10 protein-coding genes are annotated in these 18900 nt (G+C 72.7%); 6 read left to right on the forward strand and 4 right to left on the reverse strand.

All coding sequences use genetic code 11. The features are described 5' to 3' along the window. Window positions 1-372: 372 nt before the first annotated feature. The 4 genes from ABT369_RS47045 to ABT369_RS47060 all read left to right on the forward strand — a co-directional run bounded on the left by ABT369_RS47045 (window position 373) and on the right by ABT369_RS47060 (window position 7005). Window positions 373-2388: a family 43 glycosylhydrolase gene (locus tag ABT369_RS47045; RefSeq protein WP_350623352.1), complete on the forward strand. Its 2016-nt coding sequence runs from the start codon at window positions 373-375 to the stop codon at window positions 2386-2388. Between the two features lie 32 nt (window positions 2389-2420). Continuing rightward, window positions 2421-3869 carry a non-reducing end alpha-L-arabinofuranosidase family hydrolase gene (locus tag ABT369_RS47050; RefSeq protein WP_350623354.1) on the forward strand — a complete coding sequence of 483 codons (1449 nt, stop codon included), beginning with the start codon at window positions 2421-2423 and terminating at the stop codon, window positions 3867-3869. A gap of 167 nt (window positions 3870-4036) precedes the next feature. Continuing rightward, complete coding sequence (locus ABT369_RS47055) at window positions 4037-5326, forward strand: cellulose binding domain-containing protein (RefSeq protein ID WP_350623258.1); 1290 nt, start codon at window positions 4037-4039, stop codon at window positions 5324-5326. A 221-nt stretch (window positions 5327-5547) separates the two neighbouring features. Continuing rightward, window positions 5548-7005, forward strand: coding sequence for a sigma-70 family RNA polymerase sigma factor (locus tag ABT369_RS47060; protein ID WP_350623260.1), 1458 nt, complete (start codon window positions 5548-5550; stop codon window positions 7003-7005). A gap of 50 nt (window positions 7006-7055) precedes the next feature. On the opposite strand, the gene ABT369_RS47065 is transcribed toward ABT369_RS47060, so the two are convergent. The 4 genes from ABT369_RS47065 to ABT369_RS47080 all read right to left on the reverse strand — a co-directional run bounded on the left by ABT369_RS47065 (window position 7056) and on the right by ABT369_RS47080 (window position 10939). Further along, entirely contained in the window at window positions 7056-7925 is an 870-nt protein-coding gene (locus ABT369_RS47065) for a substrate-binding domain-containing protein (protein ID WP_350623262.1), read from the reverse strand. A gap of 253 nt (window positions 7926-8178) precedes the next feature. Next, window positions 8179-9699 carry an arabinosylfuranosidase ArfA gene (gene arfA / locus ABT369_RS47070; RefSeq protein ID WP_350623264.1) on the reverse strand — a complete coding sequence of 507 codons (1521 nt, stop codon included), beginning with the start codon at window positions 9697-9699 and terminating at the stop codon, window positions 8179-8181. Window positions 9700-9964: 265 nt separating this feature from the next. Then, window positions 9965-10396, reverse strand: a complete 432-nt coding sequence (locus ABT369_RS47075) for a hypothetical protein (RefSeq protein ID WP_350623266.1) — start codon at window positions 10394-10396, stop codon at window positions 9965-9967. Window positions 10397-10477: 81 nt separating this feature from the next. Beyond that, the gene (locus tag ABT369_RS47080; protein WP_350623267.1) at window positions 10478-10939 is read right to left on the reverse strand and encodes a peptidoglycan-binding domain-containing protein; all 462 of its coding nucleotides are present in this window, start codon (window positions 10937-10939) and stop codon (window positions 10478-10480) included. A gap of 411 nt (window positions 10940-11350) precedes the next feature. Here ABT369_RS47080 and ABT369_RS47085 point away from each other — a divergent pair, with 411 nt between their 5' ends. Both ABT369_RS47085 and ABT369_RS47090 read left to right on the forward strand, forming a co-directional pair. Continuing rightward, window positions 11351-15031 carry an nSTAND1 domain-containing NTPase gene (locus ABT369_RS47085; protein ID WP_350623268.1) on the forward strand — a complete coding sequence of 1227 codons (3681 nt, stop codon included), beginning with the start codon at window positions 11351-11353 and terminating at the stop codon, window positions 15029-15031. Window positions 15032-15796: 765 nt separating this feature from the next. Beyond that, the gene (locus ABT369_RS47090) at window positions 15797-18895 is read left to right on the forward strand and encodes an ATP-binding protein (RefSeq protein ID WP_350623269.1); all 3099 of its coding nucleotides are present in this window, start codon (window positions 15797-15799) and stop codon (window positions 18893-18895) included. Window positions 18896-18900 lie beyond the last annotated feature (5 nt).

An 18900-nucleotide genomic window follows, 5' to 3' on the forward strand; every position in this document is an offset into this window, starting at 1 on the left:
ACAGCATTCAAGTAAGTCGCTGTCCGGAGCCGGTGCGACCATTCCCGAGGTGGTTGCATAACGCTTTTCGACGCACTCGATCCAGAACTTTTCCGGAAAAAGTGTTATGGCAGGAGCGCGTGAAAGGTCGACGGATCGCAATCGCGGAATTTCACGCGGGAATGGCGGTCAAGGCTTGAAAGCGCGGGCTCGATCTGGCAATCTCATCGATCTCGATGCCTGACGGCCGGACGCGCCGACGTACAGCTGTTAGCGCTAACAAACAGTGAAGTCCCTACCGCCAGAAGGACTTACCTCATGCATTCCCCCCTTTACCGCACCGCGCCCGCAGCCGCCCGGCGCCGGCCCGCGACCGTCTTCGCCACCGTGCTCATGCTCGCCGCGGCGGCCGCCGTCGCGCTGCACATCGCGCCGGCCGCCGCCGCCACGGTCGACACGAGCGCCTGGTACACCCTCGTCAACCGCAACAGCGGCAAGGCGATCGACGTGTACAACTCGGCGACCGGCGACGGCGCGCGCATCACCCAGTGGACGCGGAACAACGGCGCGAACCAGCAGTGGCAGTTCGTCGACTCCGGCGGCGGCTACTACCGGCTCAAGTCGCGCTCATCGGGCAAGGTGCTCGACGTCTACAACTTCTCCACCGCCGACGGCGCGAGCATCGTGCAATGGGCCGACGGCAATGGCGTCAACCAGCAGTTCCGCCTCGCCGACTCCGACGGCGGCTACGTGCGCCTGCTCAACCGCAATTCCGGCAAGGCGGTCGAGGTGCAGAACGCGTCCACCGCGGACGGCGGCAACATCGTGCAGTACAACGACTGGGGCGGCGCCAACCAGCAGTGGCAGCTCGTGCGCGCCGACGGCGGGACCAGCCCGACGCCGACCACCCCGGCACCGGCCGGGCAGTTCACCAACCCCGTGGTCTGGCAGGACTTCGCCGACGGTGACATCATCCGCGTCGGCGACGCCTACTACTACTCCGCCTCGACCATGCACTACTCGCCGGGCGCGCCGATCCTGCGCTCCTACGACCTGGTGCACTGGGAGTACGCCGGGCACTCCGTGCCGAGCCTCGACTTCGACTCCAACGCCTACAACCTCAGCGGCGGCCGGGCGTACGTCAAGGGCATCTGGGCCTCGACGCTGCAATACCGGCCGAGCAACAGCACCTACTACTGGCTCGGCTGCGTGGAGTTCAACCGGACCTACGTGTACACCGCCTCGGCCGTCGACGGCACCTGGTCGAAGAAGGCCCGGATCAACGCCTGCTACTACGACGCCGGGATGCTCATCGACGACAACGACACCATGTACGTCGCCTACGGCAACAGCACCCTCAGCGTCGCCCAGCTGTCGGCCGACGGTACGAGTCAGGTCCGCTCACAGCAGGTGTTCACCGCCCCGTCCGGCATCACCCTCGAGGGCTCACGGTTCTACAAGCGCAACGGGTACTACTACATCTGGGTCACCCGGCCCGCCAACGGGCAGTACGTCCTGCGCTCGTCCAGCCCGTGGGGCCCGTACGAGATGCGCCAGGTCCTGCTCGACACGCCCGGCCCGATCTCGGGCGGGGGCGTGCCGCACCAGGGCGGGCTCGTGCAGACCCAGAACGGCGACTGGTACTACATGGCGTTCACCGACGCCTACCCGGGCGGCCGGGTGCCGACACTCGCGCCGATCACGTGGAGCGGCGACTGGCCGGTCCTGCAGACCGTCAACGGCGCCTGGGGCGTGAACTACCCGAGGCCGAACATCACGACCTCGAAGACCGTCAAGCCGATGATCGGCACCGACACGTTCGCCACCGCCGCGCTCGGCCCGCAGTGGGAGTGGAACCACAACCCGGACAACACCAGGTGGTCGTCCGGCAGCGGCCTGCGCCTGCAGACCGCGACCGTGACGAACGACCTGTACTCGGCCCGCAACACCCTCACCCAACGCATCCAGGGCCCCTCCTCGACGGCGACCGTCGAGCTGGACTACTCGGCGATGGCCGACGGGGACCGCTCCGGCCTGGCCATGCTGCGCGACTCCTCGGCCTGGATCGGCGTGCAGCGCGACAACGGCACCACCCGCGTCACCATGGTGAACGGCCTGACCATGGACGGCAGCTGGAACACCACCGGCACGGGCTCCGTGGCGGCCTCGGCCACCGTCACCGGCGGCCGGATCTGGCTGCGTGCCACCGCCGACATCCGGCCCGGTTCCGGGCGGCAGGCCCGGTTCTCCTACAGCACCGACGGCGTCACCTTCACCGCCCTGGGGCCGGCGTTCACGCTCAACAACGCCTGGCAGTTCTTCATGGGGTACCGCTACGCCGTCTTCAACTACGCCACAAGGTCGCTCGGTGGCGCCGTCACCGTGCGCTCGTTCACCCAGACCGCTTAGGAGTTTCTGTGCACAGCAAAGCGCTCGGCGCCATGCTGGCGGCGACGGTCGTGGTAGCCGGGATGGTGGTCGCCGTCAACGCGACCTCCGCCTCGGCGGCGACCGTCGACACGTCAGCGTGGTACACCCTCGTCAACCGCAACTCCGGCAAGGCCCTCGACGTGTGCGGCGCGTCCACCGCGGACGGTGCCTGCATCCAGCAGTACAGCCGCTCCGGCGGACAGAACCAGCAGTGGCAGTTCGTCGACTCCGGTGGCGGCTACTACCGGCTCAAGGCCCGCCACTCGGGCAAGGTCCTCGACGTGTACAACTTCTCCACCGCCGACTCCGCCAAGCTCGTGCAGTGGACCGACGGCAACGGCACGAACCAGCAGTTCCGCCTCGCCGACTCCGACAGCGGCTACGTGCGGCTCATCAACCGCAACTCCAGCAAGGCCGTCGAGGTGCAGGGCGCCTCCACCGCCGACGGGGGAGCGGTCGTGCAGTACAGCGACTGGGGTGGCACCAACCAGCAGTGGCAGCTCGTCCGTGTCGACGGCACGACCCCGACCACGCCGGGCAACACCGGCGGAACCTGCACGCTGCCGTCGACCTATCGGTGGTCGTCCACGGGTGCTCTCGCGACGCCGAAGTCGGGCTGGGTGTCGCTGAAGGACTTCACCAACGTCGTCTACAACGGCAAACACCTCGTCTACGCTACGACGCACGACACCGGGTCCACGTGGGGCTCGATGAACTTCGGCCTGTTCACGAACTGGTCGGACATGGGCTCGGCGTCCCAGAACGGCATGCCGTTCGGGGCCGTCGCGCCGACGTTGTTCTACTTCGCGCCGAAGAACATCTGGGTGCTGACGTACCAGTGGGGCGGGGCGGCGTTCAACTACCGCACGTCGAGCGATCCGTCCAACGTCAACGGCTGGTCGTCGGCGCAGACGCTGTTCACCGGCAGTATCTCCGGCTCCGGCACCGGCCCCATCGACCAGACCATCATCGGTGACGGCTCGAACATGTACCTGTTCTTCGCCGGCGACAACGGCAAGATCTACCGGGCCAGCATGCCGATCGGGAACTTCCCCGGCAGCTTCGGCTCCAGCTACACCCAGATCATGAGCGACTCGACCAACAATCTGTTCGAGGGCGTCGAGGTCTACAAGGTGCAGGGCCAGAACCAGTACCTCATGCTCGTCGAGGCCATCGGCGCCAACGGCCGCTACTTCCGCTCCTTCACCGCCTCCAGCCTCAGCGGCTCCTGGACCCCGCAGGCCGCCACCGAGAGCAACCCCTTCGCGGGCAAGGCCAACAGCGGCGCCACCTGGACCAACGACATCAGCCACGGCGACCTGGTCCGCACCAACCCCGACCAGACCAAGACCGTCGACCCGTGCAACCTGCAGCTGCTGTACCAGGGCCGGTCCCCGAGCTCCGGCGGCGACTACGGCCTGCTGCCGTACCGCCCGGGCGTGCTGACCCTGCAGCGTTGACCGTCCCTCCGGCGTAGTCCGGTGGTCGCAGGCGCATGGGCGTCGCCTGCGACCACCCGTCGAGGGGCTGCGGGCGCCGAACGGCAGCACCAACAACCAGTGGGCCATCACCACCGTCTGAGGGAGGTGATGCCCGAACGTCGATCCGAGGAAGGGCAAGGTGCTCGATGCCCAAGCGCGGCATGTTCTCATCGGCCGTCGCGGTGACGGCGGTCCTCGTCGCGGTCACCGCCGGCCAGGCGCTGACCGGCGGCGGTGACGGAACCGCGGCCGCCGCGACCGGCGCCGCCCTGGCGGCGACCGCCGGATGCGGCAAGGCCCCGGCGCTCGCCAGCGGCACCCACTCGGTGCAGAGCAGCGGACAGAACCGCACGTACATCCTGAGAGTTCCGGACAACTACAACAACAGCCACCCGTACCGGTTGGTCTTCGGGCTGCACTGGCTGAACGGCTCCGCCGGCGCGGTCGCCTCGGCCGGGTACTACGGGCTGCAGCCGCTGTCGAACAACAGCACGATCTTCGTGGCGCCGCAGGGCATCAACAACGGCTGGGCCAACACCAACGGCCAGGATCTGACCCTCGTGGACGATCTGACCAGGCTCGTCGAGGGCGGTCTCTGCGTCGACACGACACAGATCTTCGCGCTGGGCTGGAGCTACGGCGGCGCCATGAGCTACGCGATCGCCTGTGCCCGTCCGGCGGTGTTCCGTGCCGTTGCCGTCCTGTCCGGCGCCAACCTCAGCGGATGCAACGGCGGTACCCAGCCCGTCGCCTACTTCGGCATCCACGGCATCCACGACAGCGTCCTCAACATCAGCAACGGGCGGTCGCTGCGCGACACGTTCGTGCGGAACAACGGCTGTACGCCACAGAACCCGCGCGAGCCGGCGCAGGGCAGCCTGACCCACGTCACCACCACGTATGCCGGGTGCCGGCCGGGCTACCCGGTCCAGTGGGCCGCGTTCGACGGCGACCACACCCCCAGCCCGGTCGACGGGTCGGGCAGCCCCAACGACGCCAGAACCTGGACGTCCGGGGAGATCTGGAAGTTCTTCGCCCAGTTCGAGAACACGTCCCCGCCGAGCTCGGCTCCTGCGTCGTCCACCCCGCCGAGCAGCGCGCCGCCGAGCTCTCCGCCCGCCAGTGGCCAGCCCGGCACCTGCTCCGCCGCCTACCGGGCCGTCAACAGCTGGCCCGGCGGCTTCCAGGGCGAGGTCGTCGTCGCCAACAACGGCTCCACCACCCTCAACGGCTGGACCGTACGCATGACGCTCGCCGGCGACCAGGCGATCAGCAGTCTCTGGGGCGGCGTCAACAACGCGTCCACCGGCAGCATCACGGTCAGGAACGCCTCCTACAACGCCGCGCTCGGCGCGAACGCCACGACCACGTTCGGATTCGTCGCGACCGGCAGCAGCACCACGTCCCCCGGCAACGTCACCTGCGCCAGCCCCTGATCGAGGCATGCCGCCTCGCGGGCCGCCTCCGGGGGCGGTCTGCGAGGCGGCACCACCCGGATAGCGGGCCGGCGAGCGGTGCCTTCCGGCTTTGCGCGGGCGGGGCCGCGGCGCTTGACAATGCGCCCGATCGTGTGCCGCGATGGACACCCGACTTCCTCGACCGCGGCGGTATCCGCCTGACCGTCACGCCCTCGCTGGAGTCGTTCAGGGGGCCGGTGATGGGATTGGGAACAACGAGAAGCAGTACGACGCCGCTGGTCGCCGCGGCGAAGGCCGGGGACGAGCGTGCGCTCGGCGACCTCCTCGGGGCGTATCTGCCGTTGGTGTACTCGATCGTGCGGCGGGCCCTCGCCGGGCACCCGGCCGCGGTCGACGATGTTGTGCAGGAAACGATGCTGCGCGCGCTGCGGCGGCTGCCGTCGTTGCGTGAGGCCGAGAGCTTCCGCGCCTGGCTGGCCGCGATCGCCGTCCGGCAGGCCGGCACCTACCTGCAGCGGGAGCGCATCACCACCGGGCGGCGAGCGCCGCTGGACGTGCTGACGGACGCGCCGGACGCCGAGGACTTCGAGGGCCTCACCATGCTGCGGGTCGAACTCTCCGGGCAGCGGCGGCAGGTCGGCCAGGCGGTCGGCTGGCTCGACCCGGAGGACAGGGTGCTCTGGTCGCTGTGGTGGCTGGAGATCGGCGAGGAGCTGACGCGGGGCGAGCTGGCCGCGGCGCTCGGCGTCAGTGTCGTGCACGCCGGGGTGCGTGTCCAGCGCATGCGCAACCGCCTCGAGCAGGCGCGGGTGCTCGTCGCGGCCCTGGAGGCCCGGCCCCGCTGCCCGGGGCTCGACGCCGTCGTCGCCGGCTGGGACGGTCTGCCGAGCCCGCTGTGGCGCAAGCGGATCACCCGGCACACCCGGTCCTGCGCGGCCTGCGCGCGGGCCGCGGAGGGCGCGATCGACACCGAGCGTCTGCTGACCGGATTTGCCATGCTGCCGGTACCCGCTGCGCTGGCCGCCTCCCTCACGGTCCACGACATCGGGCCGGCCGCCGGCGCCGCGGCGAGCCACCCGGCCGTCACGGCGGCGGCGAAGACGGGCTGGCTGGCCGGGTTGCCGGCGGCGAAGCTCGTGGCCGGCACGCTCGTCGCCGGTGTCGCGGCCGCGGGCGTGGCCGTCGCCTGGCCCGATCACGAGCGGCCGGCGCCGCCGGTGTCGATGCCGTCGCTCGCAGTACCGTCGACGCCAACCTCAGCCCCGGCGGGCCTGCACCTGGGGCCGGTGTCCCTCGAGCTCGACGCCGCCGCCGGGCGCTTCCTCGGCACCGACGGGCAGCAGCTCGGAGTCCTCGTCGCCGCGGACACCGCGTCGTCGCGGCAGCGGGCCACGTTCGAGGCGGTGCCGGGCCTGGCCGACGCGAGCTGCTATTCGTTCCGGGCCGCCGACGGGCGGTACCTGCGCCACGCGTCCTGGCGGCTGCGGCTGAACCAGGACGAGGGCACGTGGCTGTTCCGCGGCGACGCCACCTTCTGCCCGCTCGGCACCGGCGGCGGCGACGTGATGCTGGAGGCGTCGAACTACCGCGGGTACTTCATCCGCCGCGAGGGCGACCAGCTGTGGGTGCGGCAGGCGGACGGCACCGCGGCGTTCCGGGCCGCCAGCACGTTCCGTGTCCGGCCGGCGCTGGGCTGACACGGCGGCCGCGATGGCCGCATCCTCGCGTTCGCCGAATCCGTCGGCGGTCACGACCCGGCGGCCGGGTTGCGCGCGGCCGCGCTGGTTCGCCCGCGGCGCCGTGCCCTCTTGGTGGTATCCCGGATCACCAGCTGTGGCGGGAGGGCGCGGTCGAGGTCCTGGCCCACCAATCCGCCGTGCCTGGTGATGGCGTCGAGCTCCAGCAGCGCCGTGACGCAGCGCCGGCCGATCTCGTCGTAGTCCTGCCGGACCGTGGTCAGCGGCGGGCGCAGGTACGCCGCCTCCGGGATGTCGTCGAAGCCCACGACGCTGACGTCGTCAGGCACGCGAATGCCCCGCTCGGCGAAGGCGCGCAGCACGCCGACGGCCATCTGGTCCCCAGCGGCGAAGACCGCCGTCACGTCCGCGCGGCGGGCCAGCTGCAGCCCGGCGGCGTAGCCGGACTGGGCGCTCCAGTCGCCCTCGAGCATCGACGGCGACGGGCGCCGGAATGCGCGATGTGCCGCGCGCCAGCCCGCGATGCGGCTGTGGGTCTCCGGCCAGTCGTCCGCGCCCGACACGTGCCACACCTGCGCGTGCCCGAGCCGCAGGAGATGCGACACGGCGGCCCGGGCTCCGGCGGCCTGGTCCGCGACGATCGCGGGGACGGTCCCGGACGTGTCGGACTGGATGGCGACGACGGGCACGTTGCCGGCGAGCCGCAGCAGCGCGGTCGGCGGGAGCGACGCGGCGGCGATCACCCCGGTGACGGCCTGGCTCGCCAGGGTGGCCAGCGCCGCGGCCACGGTGTGCTGGTCGGCCCGGCGCAGCGACTCGACCCGCAGGCTGTAGCCCGCCATGCGCGCGGCGCGCTCGATGCCGAGCAGCGCCGATGAGGCTCCGTGCACGGCCCGGTCGCGGGTGATCACACCGATCATCCGCGACCGGACGCGCTCGGGCTGACGCCGATCCGTTGGGAGCACCGTCAGCGGCACCCGGCGGCGACGATGTTCGTCGGCACCGCGCTGTCGGTGGCGTCGGACGGCAAGCACCGCCGGCGGATGGTGCGCTCAGGCAAAGGGTGTCCTTCCAGGGATCTACCGGTGGTGGCCAGCCGGTCAGACATTCGCGAATATATTCGGAAGTGTTAGCGCTCACTACCCTGATGTCAACCGGCGTCCCCGGGCGACGTCAGCCGGTCGGCGCGGTGGTGAGGCGGACCGCGGTCCAGGAGACCGGGGGCAGCTGGAGCGTCGCCGTGTGGCCGTCGACGGTCACGCCCTCGGCGGGCCGCGGCGTGACGCGGTCGGGCCGGTCGCGGGTGTTGGTGGCGCGCACGTCGTCGTCCCAGAGCGTCCACGACCCGGCCGGCCGGGCCGGTGCCCCGAATGCCCGCAGATCGACGGTAAGTTCCACCGGCCGGGCCTGGTCGCGGTTGACCGCGAACAGCGCCAGGCTCCCGGTGGCGGCGTCGTGGGTGGCGACGGCGTCGACGACCGGGGCCTCGCCGTAGCGCGAGGTCTCGTACACGGGCGCGTCGATCGCCGTGCGCAGGACGACGCCGCGGGCCAGGGCGGCGGTGCGCGCGAACGGGTGGAAGACGCTCTGCCGCCAGGCCGGCCCGCCGGGTTCGGTGCGGATCGGCGCGATGACGTTGACGAGCTGGGCCTGGCAGGCGGCGGTGACCCGGTCGCTGTGCCGCAGCAGCGAGATCAGCAGGTTGCCCACGACGACGGCGTCGGCGACGTTGTATTCGTCCTCGATCACCGGCGCCGCGACCTGCCACTGCGTGGGCTTCGGCTGGTCCTGGAAGCGGGACATGTACCAGACGTTCCACTCGTCGAAGGAGAGCTGCATCTTCTTGCGGCTGCGCAGCCGGGCTCCGACGCTGTCGGCGGTGGCCACGATGCTGTCGACGAAGTGGTCCATGTCGGTGGCGCACGCCAGGAACGAGCCGAGGTCGCCGTCGTGCTCCTCGTAGTAGGCGTGGCAGGAGACGTAGTCGACGAGGTCGTACGTCTCCTGCAGGACGGTGGCCTCCCAGGCGCCGAAGGTCGGCATGGCGGAGCCGGAGCTGCCACAGACCACCAGCTGCAGTCCCGGCTCCGCGGCGCGCAGGGCGCGGGCGGTGGCGGCGGCGAGCCGGCCGTACTCGTGGGCACTCTTGTGCCCGATCTGCCACGGCCCGTCGAGCTCGTTGCCGAGGCACCACATGGAGATGCCGTGGGGCTTCTCGGCGCCGTTGGCCCGGCGCAGGTCGGCCAGGTGGGTGCCGGCCGGTTGGTTGCAGTACTCGTGGACGTCCAGGGCCTCCTGCACGCCGCGGGTTCCGAGGTTCACCGCGTACATGATCTCGACGTCGGCCTTGGCCGCCCACCGGGCGAACTCGTCGATGCCGACCTCGTTCGTCTCGATGCCGTGCCAGGCCAGATCGCGCCGGCGGGGACGGTGCTCGCGCGGCCCCACACCGTCCTCCCAGCGGTATCCGGAGACGAAGTTCCCGCCGGGATAGCGCACCGTGGTCACGCCGAGCTCGCGGGTCAGCGCCAGGACGTCGGTGCGGAACCCGTCCTCGTCGGCGAGCGGGTGACCGGGCTCGTAGATGCCGGTGTAGACGCACCGCCCCATGTGCTCGACGAAGGAGCCGAAGGTGCGGCGGCTGACCGGGGCGACGACGGCGGCGGGGTCGAGGGTGACGCGCGCTTGCAGCATCGATGTCCTTTGTGGAGTGCTCGGTTCCTGTCGATCTTCAGGAGCGGCATCCAAAGCGTGCCAGACCCGCTCGACGAGGACGCCGGGCCCACGTCCGGCGCGAAGCGCGCAGCGCCCTCCACGCCGGCATCGTAGCCAGGTTCAGGCCGGCGGGCCCGGGCGCCGTCCTTGTGATGGTGGTGGCGTCGAGCCGGAAGAGCCGCCGGCGCGTATACGCGCCGGCGGCTCCTGATGTGCGGTGCCCCCGGGTGCGGGAGGGGCCGGATCAGCCGTCGATCGTGGCCTCGGCTGAGGCGCAGTAGGAGGGAGTGGCGTCGTTGGCGCCGTCGACGAGGCAGACCTTGATGCCGACGGTCTGCCCGTACTTGACGTCACCGAACGGGTCCCAGACCACGGGCGCGCCGTCCAGGCCGTTGCCGTCGTAGTGCTTGCCGAGGTAGGTGCCGTCGAGCCAGGCGTAGGCCTCGACGCCGTGGCCGTCGGCGCAGTAGTCGTGGATGACGAGGTAGTCGTCGTTGTCCCCGCCGCCGGGCGCGCCGGGCCCGTAGTCGATGAAGTCCACGACGCCGCATCCGCCCGGGTCGGTCGTCGCCTGGCCGAAGTCGTCGTTCGCGGCCATGGCGGGCGCTGCCATCAGCAAGGTGGCAGCCACGCCGCTCAGCGCCGCCGTCAGGACCTTGGCCTTCGTGTTCCGCATGTGCTTCTCCTCGGGTCATTGGGATGTTGCATCGAGTTGTGCGATGGCTTCACGGGTGAGGGCGTTCGGCGCCAATGATGTTCAGAACACGCCCTCGAGGTACTGCATGCAGCTGTTGGTCTTGTTCCCGGCGATCCCGTCGACGGAATTGCCGGAGCAGCTCTTGTAGTCGGACTGGAACCGCCGCACCCATGCGTAGGTCTGCGCGCCGAAATTCCCGTCGATTGCGATCGGGTCCTGGTCGGCCGCGCTGCCGTACATGTTGTCGATGCCCCACTGCAGGTTGGCGACGCAGTAGTCGCCGTAGTCCCCCTGGGACAGCACGTGGTTGGGGACGGTCTCGCTCGCGCCGACCCACGAGTTGTAGTACTTGGTCGTGGAGCAGTTGGTCGGCGAGTAGGCCGGCGTGGCGGACCGGCTGGCCGCGCCGGCCGGCGCCGCGGTGCCGACGAGGACCGCCGTCGCGACCGCAACTGCGGTGACCAGCAACGCCGCGGCACGCTTCGGCCTGCGGACAAGGCTCCTGTGGGCAACTTGCGTCATGTGTGCTCCTCTCTGGTCGTGGGCCTGCTCGGCCGCTTCCGGCGGTCGCCGCCTGTCCCGGCGGCCGCCGTCCATGCACCAGTGGTACCGCCGAGGAGTTGTCCGGTGTCGATGCGTGGCCGGCTGACAACAACGTCCGGACAGCCGATCGGCGCGGGCCGCGCCGGTGGACGGCAAGACATGATCTTTCGCGCAATATAGATTGGTCTGTGGCGATAGGAGATAGTGATGCCGCGCGCTGAGCGACCGCTGGATTCCGACGACGGCCCGTTGCGGGATTTCGCGGCCGAGCTCCGATTGCTGCGTACGAAAGCGGGGACTCCGCCATATCGGGAGTTGGCGCGGCGTGCGCATTTCTCCTCGACCACGCTGGCGGATGCGGCATCCGGTCGGAAACTGCCGAGTCTGGCGGTGACGCTGGCTTATGCGCGGGCGTGCGGGGGAGATCCGCAGGACTGGGAGGACCGCTGGCGGGCACTGGCCGCGAGGCCGTACGCGGAGGCGGGGACGGGCGAGGCCGAACGGGATGCGGAGGACGAGCGGCGCTGCCCGTATGTGGGACTGGCCGCTTTCCAGGCCGAGGATGCCGACCGATTCTTCGGGCGGGAGCAGCTGACAGAAGACCTGGTGGCGCGTGTCCGTACGCGCCGCTTCCTGGCCGTGTTCGGTGCGTCGGGCTCGGGGAAGTCCTCGCTGCTGCGCGCCGGACTGCTGCCGGCGCTGCGCTCGGGTCCGGTGCCCGGCGCCGGCGGGTGGCCGGCGCTGGTGCTGACCCCGGGTCCGCATCCGCTCGACGAACTGGCCGTCCGGGTGGCCGACCTCGGCGGGACGCCGGCCGCCGATCTGGTCCGCGAGCTGCGCCGGGAGCCCCGGGCACTGCACCTGGCGGTGCTGCAGGCACTGGTCAGGCAGCGCGCTGAGCAGGATCTCGTCCTGGTCGTGGACCAGTTCGAGGAGGTGTTCACCCTCTGCGCCGATCCGGCGGAGCGAGCGGCGTTCATCACCGGACTGGTCACGGCGGCCGGTGCGGCCAACAGCCGTACCAGGGTGGTGCTGGGGGTACGGGCGGACTTCTACCCCGCCTGCTCGGAGTACCCGGACCTCGTCGACGCGCTGCGTGACGCACAGGTGCTGGTCGGGCCGATGAGTACCGACGAACTGCGGCGGGCGATCAGCCTTCCTGCCGCCCGGGCGGGGTACGCGGTCGACTCGGGGCTGCTCTCCCGGGTGATCGCCGACGCGACCGGGCAGGCGGGGGTGCTGCCATCGGTCTCACACGCGCTGCGGGAGACGTGGCGGCGCCGGCGCGGCAACACGCTGACACTGGCCGGGTACGAGGCCGCCGGTGGCATCCAGCACGCGCTCGCCAACAGCGCCGAAACCGTGTACCACCGCATGGACGCCGGGCAGCGGGCCCTCACACGCGGCATCTTCCTGCGGCTGGTGGCGCTCGGCGCGGGCACCGAGGACACCAAGCGGCGAGTGAGCCGGATCGAACTGGCCGCCGACGAGCCGAACCGGCACGGGCTGGAGATCCTCGCGCAGGCCCGGCTGATCACCCTGGACGCCGAGTCGGTCCAGATCACCCACGAGGCGCTGCTGCACGCGTGGCCCCGGCTGCGCGGCTGGATCAACGAGGACCGTGCGGGCCTGCTGCTCGGCCAGCAACTGCTGGACGCGGCTCAGGCCTGGGAACGGGACCACCGCGACCATTCGCTGCTGTACCGCGGCAGCCGGTTGGAAGCGGCGGCCGAGTGGGCACAGCGCCGCACCCACGAGCCACTGCTGACCGGGAAGGCACGGGAGTTCCTGGCCGCCTCGCTGCGCCAGCAGCGGCACGCGTCGCTGGCACGCCGCACCGCACTGGCGGGCCTGGCCGTGCTGACCGTACTGGCGTGCGTGACATCCGTGGTCGCGTTCCAGCAGCGCTCCACCGCCCGCACCCAACGCGACCGGGCAGTGGCCGAACAAGTGCTGGCCGAGGCCGATCTGGTCCGCGGCAGTGATCCATCGCTGGCCGCCCAGCTGGACCTGGCCGCCGACCGCATCCGGCCGACACCGCGGGCCGTCACCGCCCTGCTGGACACCGGGAACACCGCGCTGTCCACGCCGCTGGCCGGCCACACCGCGGCGGTGTACGCGGTCGCGTTCAGCCCGGACGAACACCTCATGGCCACCGGCGCCGGCGACGACACGATCCGGCTGTGGGACGTCACCGACGCCGCACACCGGGTGGCGCTCGGCGCGCCCATCACCGGTCACACCAGCTGGGTGTACTGGCTCGCGTTCAGCCCGGACGGGCGCACCCTGGCCAGTGCCGGCCGCGACCACACGATCCGGCTGTGGGACGTCACCGACCCGCGCCACCCGCGCCCATGGGGGCCGCCGCTCACCGGGCACAGCAGCTACGCGTTCTCGGTGTCCTTCAGCCCGGACGGGCACACCCTGGTCAGCGCCGGCTACGACCAGACGGTACGGCTGTGGGACGTCACCGACCCCGCACACGCCTCCGCCCTGGGGCCACCGCTGCTCGGGCACACCGGCTCCGTCGCGTCGGCCGCGTACAGCCCGGACGGCCGTACCGTCGCCAGCGCCGGCCACGACCACACGATCCGGCTGTGGAACGTCACCGACCCGCGCCGCCCGCAGCCGTGGGGGCCGCCGCTGTCCGGCCACGCGGACACCGTCTACGCCGTGGCGTTCAGCCCCGACAGCAGGACGCTGGCCAGCGTGAGCGCCGACCGCACGGTGCGCCTCTGGGACATCGCCGATCCGGCCCGTCCCGTCGCGCTCGGCAGCCCGCTGGCCGGCCACACCGACGCCATCCTCGCCGTCGCGTTCAGCCACGACGGGCACACCCTGGCCACCGGCGCCGCCGATCACACCGTCCGGGTGTGGGACGTCACCGACCCCGCACACGCCACCGCGCTGGGACCGCCCCTGCTCGGCCACACGGGCATCGTCAACTGGCTGGTGTTCAGCTCGTCCGACGCCACGCTGGCAAGCGTCAGCGACGATCACACGGTACGGCTGTGGAATCTGCCGCGCACCGTCCTGGCCAACCCCGGCGGTACCGTCAACGATCTGGCATTCCGCCCGCCCGACGGGCGCATCCTGGCCAGCGCCGGCGGCGACGGTACCGTCCGGCTGTGGCACCTGTCGCACCCCGGCAACCGCCCCACCCCGCTGCCCCAGTCGTTGAGCGGCGCGGTGAGCCGCGTGGCATTCCGCCCGCCCGACGGCCGTATCCTGGCCAGCGCGAGCGACGATCACACCGTCCGGCTGTGGGACCTGTCCGAACCGGCCCGGCCGGTGCCGGCGGGATCGATCGCGACCGGCGCGACGGCCCCGGCCGGCGCCCTGGCGTTCAGCCCGGACGGCGCCGTGCTGGCGACCGACGGACCCGGGAACACCCTGCGGCTGTGGGACATGTCCGACCCTGACCGTCCGGCGCCGCTGGGCCAGCCGCTGACCGGTCAGATCAGTCCCGCGACATGGGCCGGTTTCAGCCCCGACGGCCGGGTTCTGGCCGGCGTCAGCTCCGATGACAAGGTACGCCTGTGGGACGTTCGCGATCCGGCACAGCCGCACCCCCTGGGCACGATCGCCACCGGAGACACGGACGGCCTCCTGCACGCGGCGTTCGACCCGGCCGGGCACCTGCTCGCCACCGCCGGCGCGGGGCACTCCGTCGGCCTGTGGGACCTGCGCGACCCCACGCACCCCCGTGCCCTGGCACCACCGCTGACCGGGCACACCGCCGCGGTCACCTGGGTCGGCTTCAGCCCCGACGGCCGTACGCTCGCCAGCACGGCCGCCGACCAGACGGTGCGGCTGTGGGACGTGACCGATCCGGCACACGCCGCCCCGATCGGCAAGCCCCTCACCGCCGGCCACACGGGCCCTGTCACCAGCGCCGCCTACCAACCCGGCGGTGGTGTCCTGGCCACCGCCGGCGACGATCGCACCATCCAGTTCACCGACTTCGACCTGGACAAGGCCATCCAGCGCGTCTGCGCCACCACCGTGCTGAGCGCTCAGCAATGGCAGCAGTACGTACCCGACCGTCCCCTCGCACCGCCGTGCCGGTAGGCACAGCGAACATCACCCCGCAGCTGATGGTCCCCATCCCGCCGCCATCGCTCGTGCCGCCTGCTGCGCACTGGCGCAAGGCGCGGTGGTTTGCGGCCGTCGCCGGCAAACCGGCTGCTCCGTGGCCCCGGCGTCACGGTCCAGGCGCCGGCAGACCGCTCGACACGCTCGTCGGGCGACTCACACCGGGCTCCCGCACAGATCACTGACGGTACGCCGCCCAGGCCGGAATGAGCGGGCGTCGCGCTGCGCCCGCGGCCGGCCCGTCAGCCGCCGGCCGCGGCCAGGCGCGCCACGAGCGTGCCGCGAGCGTCAAGGTGCGGCCGCGGGCATGGCGCACCTGGCCGAAGATCAATCCCAACATGCGCCCGCTCCGTTCGGCTCTTGTCCGACCACGTTGCTCATTGCGCCGCCGCCCTTGCGCTGCGCACCCCGGCCGACGCCGAGCCGGGTTCGTCGAGGATGAGACCACTGGCCCCGGAGGGCGTGAGGCCACCCGGCCGGGCCGGGCGCGGCGAACGCGGTCAGGGGGTCGATCAGGGTGCCCAGATGTAGTTGGGGTGCCGGTCGAGTGCCGCCTTCCGCGCCCGGGGCGGCCTGCCGGGGCCGTCGGCCGTCGACGCCCGCGCGGCGGAGCCGGCCCGCGGCAGCGGTTGACGAGTCAGCGTGGCGCCGGCCGACCGCCCCGGCGGTTCGCTCGGCGCCGCCGAGCACGGGCCGGGTAGGATCGCCGGGTCCGTGCCGGGAATGACGAGGGAAAACGCCGTGCGGTTCGGGATCCTGGGGCCGTTGCTGGTGTCCCGCGACGGCGAGCCGGTCGCGGTCGGTGGCCCCAAGCAGCGGGCGCTGCTGTCCCTGCTGCTCCTGCGGCCGAACCGGCTGCTCACAGCCGACTGGCTGGCCGACGCGCTCTGGGACGGCGCGCCGCCGTCGAGCGCGCTCGTGACGCTGCGGACATATGTCGCGGGTCTGCGCCGGGCCCTCGAACCCGGTCGCGGGCCGCGCTCGCCCGGCCGGATCGTGCGCTCCCACACCGGCGGCTACGAGCTGTGTGTGCCGCCCGAGTCGATCGATGCCGTGCGGTTCACCGCGCTCGCCGACGAGGGCGCCCGGGCGCTCGCCGACGGCGATCCCGGCACGGCCGAGCGGCGGTACGCCGAGGCCTTGGGCCTGTGGCGGGGCGAGCCGGCCGTCGCCGAGTTCGCCGCCGTGCGTCCCGACGTCGCCCGCCTCACCGAGACCCGGCTGGCCGCGGAGGAGGGCCGGCTGGCCGCCGCCGTGGCCGCCGGGCGCCCCGGTGCGGTGCTGCCGGACCTGCGGCGCTTCGTCGACGGGCACCCGGCGCGGGAGTCGGGGCGCGAGCAGCTGATGCTCGCGCTGTACCGCGCCGGCCGGCAGACCGAGGCGCTCGAGGTGTTCGACGCGGGCCGGGTGCTGCTGGCCGACGAGTTCGGCGTGGAGCCCGGCCTGCGGCTGCGCGAACTGCACCGCCGGATCCTCACCCACACGGTTCCGCCCGCCGCCGCGCCCGCCACGGCGGGTCCGATCGGCGCGGCGCGCGGGGCGCGTGGGAGGTCGCTCGTCGGCCGGGACGCCGAGCTGGCCCAGCTGGCGGACCTGCTGGCGGCGGCCGGCCGCGACGGCGGGCGTATCGCGACCATCGTCGGCGAGCCCGGCATCGGCAAGACCAGCCTGGCCGCCGCGATCGCGGACCGGGCCGCCGCGGCCGCGGTCCCGGTCGTGTGGGGCCGCTGCCCCGACCTTGGCGAGGCGCCGCCGTTCTGGCTGTGGACGCAGGTCCTCCGCAGTATCGCGGCGCTGCCGGGATTCGGCGAGCCGGGCGCGAGCGCGGCGCTTGCCGGCTTCACCGCCGAGACGGCGAACGGCGCCGACGGCCCGGACCCGGCGGCCCGGTTCCGGGCCTATGAGGCGGTCGCCGGGCTCGTCCACGCGGTCGCCGAGCCGTCCGGCCTGGTCGTCGTCCTCGACGACCTGCACGCCGCGGACCCCGACTCGCGGCTGCTGCTGCGGTACCTGGCCACCACCGTCCACCGCGGCCGGGCGCTGGTCGTCGTCACGTCGCGGCCGTACGACCACGACGCCGGGCTCGTCGCCACGCTCGCCGACCTGGCCCGCGCCGCCGGCGGCGGGCAGCTGCGGCTCGGGGGACTCGGCACGTCCGCGGTGGCCGACCTGGTGCACGACCGGACCGGCGCGGCACCGGCCGCCGGGCTCGTCGAGCGGCTCGTGCGGCGTACCGGCGGCAACGCGTTCTTCCTCACCGAGCTGCTCGCGTCCGGCGGCCCCTTCCGGGACCGGGGCGCGTTGCCCCCGAGCGTGCGCGACGCGGTCCTGCTGCGGCTGCAGGCACCCGACCCGGCCACCCGCGAATGTCTCGACCTGCTCGGCGTCGCCGGCCGCGAGCTCGACCTGCGGCTGCTGAACTCCGCGACCGGCACCGACGCGGCCGAGCTGCTGGCCGCCCCGGCCGCCACGCACCTGATCGCCGGGGCCGGTCCGGGCGCGGTGCGGTTCCGGCACCCGCTGTTCGCCGAGGTCGCCTACGCCGAGCTGACCGCGCCGCGACGGGCCGTCCTGCACGCCCGCCTCGCCGGTACCGCCGCGAGCATGCCGGGCCTGGGCGGGTTGACCCCGGCGGAGCTGGCCCGCCACTACGGGCAGGCGGTCGGGCTCGGCCACGGCGAGGACTTCCTGCGCTGGACGTTGCGGGCCGCCGACGACGCCACGTGGAGGCTGGCCTACGAGGACGCCCTCGCACATCTCGACCGGGCCGCCGCCCGGCTCGCCCCCGCCGCCGCCACCTCGCCGGACGCGGCCGAGGCCGAGCTCACGGTACAGCTGCATCGCACTTCGCTGCTGCACATCACCGTCGGCGTGGGCAGCGACGCGGTCGAACAGGCCGCGGCCCGCGCCCGGAGGCTGCTCCCGCTCGCCGGCCCCGGCGCCGACCTGCGCACGGCACTGTGGACACTCGGCGAGGTCGCCTGCAACCGGGCTGAGTTCGCCATCGCCGCCGACCTGGCCCGCCGGCTGACCGGCGCCGCTGCGGACGACGACCCGCTGATCGCCGCCGCCGGGCCGTACCTGCTCGGCGTCGTCGGCTACTTCACGGGCCGTCTCGCCGAGGCCGACGCGCAGCTGACCATCGCCGTCGACCGGCTGCGCACGGTCGAGCCGCGCAGGCTGCGAGGGCAGGTCGGGCGCACCCCGACCCTGTCGCCGTACAACTTCCGGGCGCTGGTGCGCTCGCTGCGCGGCGACCGGCCGGCGGCGCACGCCGACCTGGCGGCCGCGCGGCAGCTCGCCGAGCACGCCGACGATCCGTACGGCCGGGGCAATGCCGTGCTGTTCGCGGCCTGGGTGGCCCTGCAGGAACGCGATGCCCCGGCGGGCCGCGAGGCCGCCCGGTGGTGCCGTGAGGTCGGCGAGCGGCAGCACATGCCGCACTTCGTCGGCATCGGCGACTTCCTGGCGGACTGGGCGGCGGTGCACGGGGGCGAGCGGGCGCGGCTCACCGCGATGCGGGCCGCGGGCGAGGCCATCTACCGGCACGGACTGCGGGCCACGCGCACGATCGTGATCGCCGCGATGGCCGACGCGTACCTCACGGCCGGCGACCCGGCGACCGCGGCGGTGCTGGCCGACGAGGGACTCGCCGCGGCCGAAGCCGTCGGCGAACGCGTGCTCACCGCCGAGCTGCGCCGGGTGCGGGGCCTGGCCCGCGGCGACGACCGGGACGTGCGGCGCGGCGCCGCGAACGCCGCCGAGCAGGGCGCCGGGCTGCTGGTGAGCCGCTGTGGAGACCGGCCTCCACAGGATCTCCACAGCCGTCGTCTTCGCTAGGCGGC

The organism is Dactylosporangium sp. NPDC000244 (assembly GCF_040300725.1).
In the GTDB taxonomy this organism is placed as follows: Bacteria; Actinomycetota; Actinomycetes; order Mycobacteriales; family Micromonosporaceae; genus Dactylosporangium.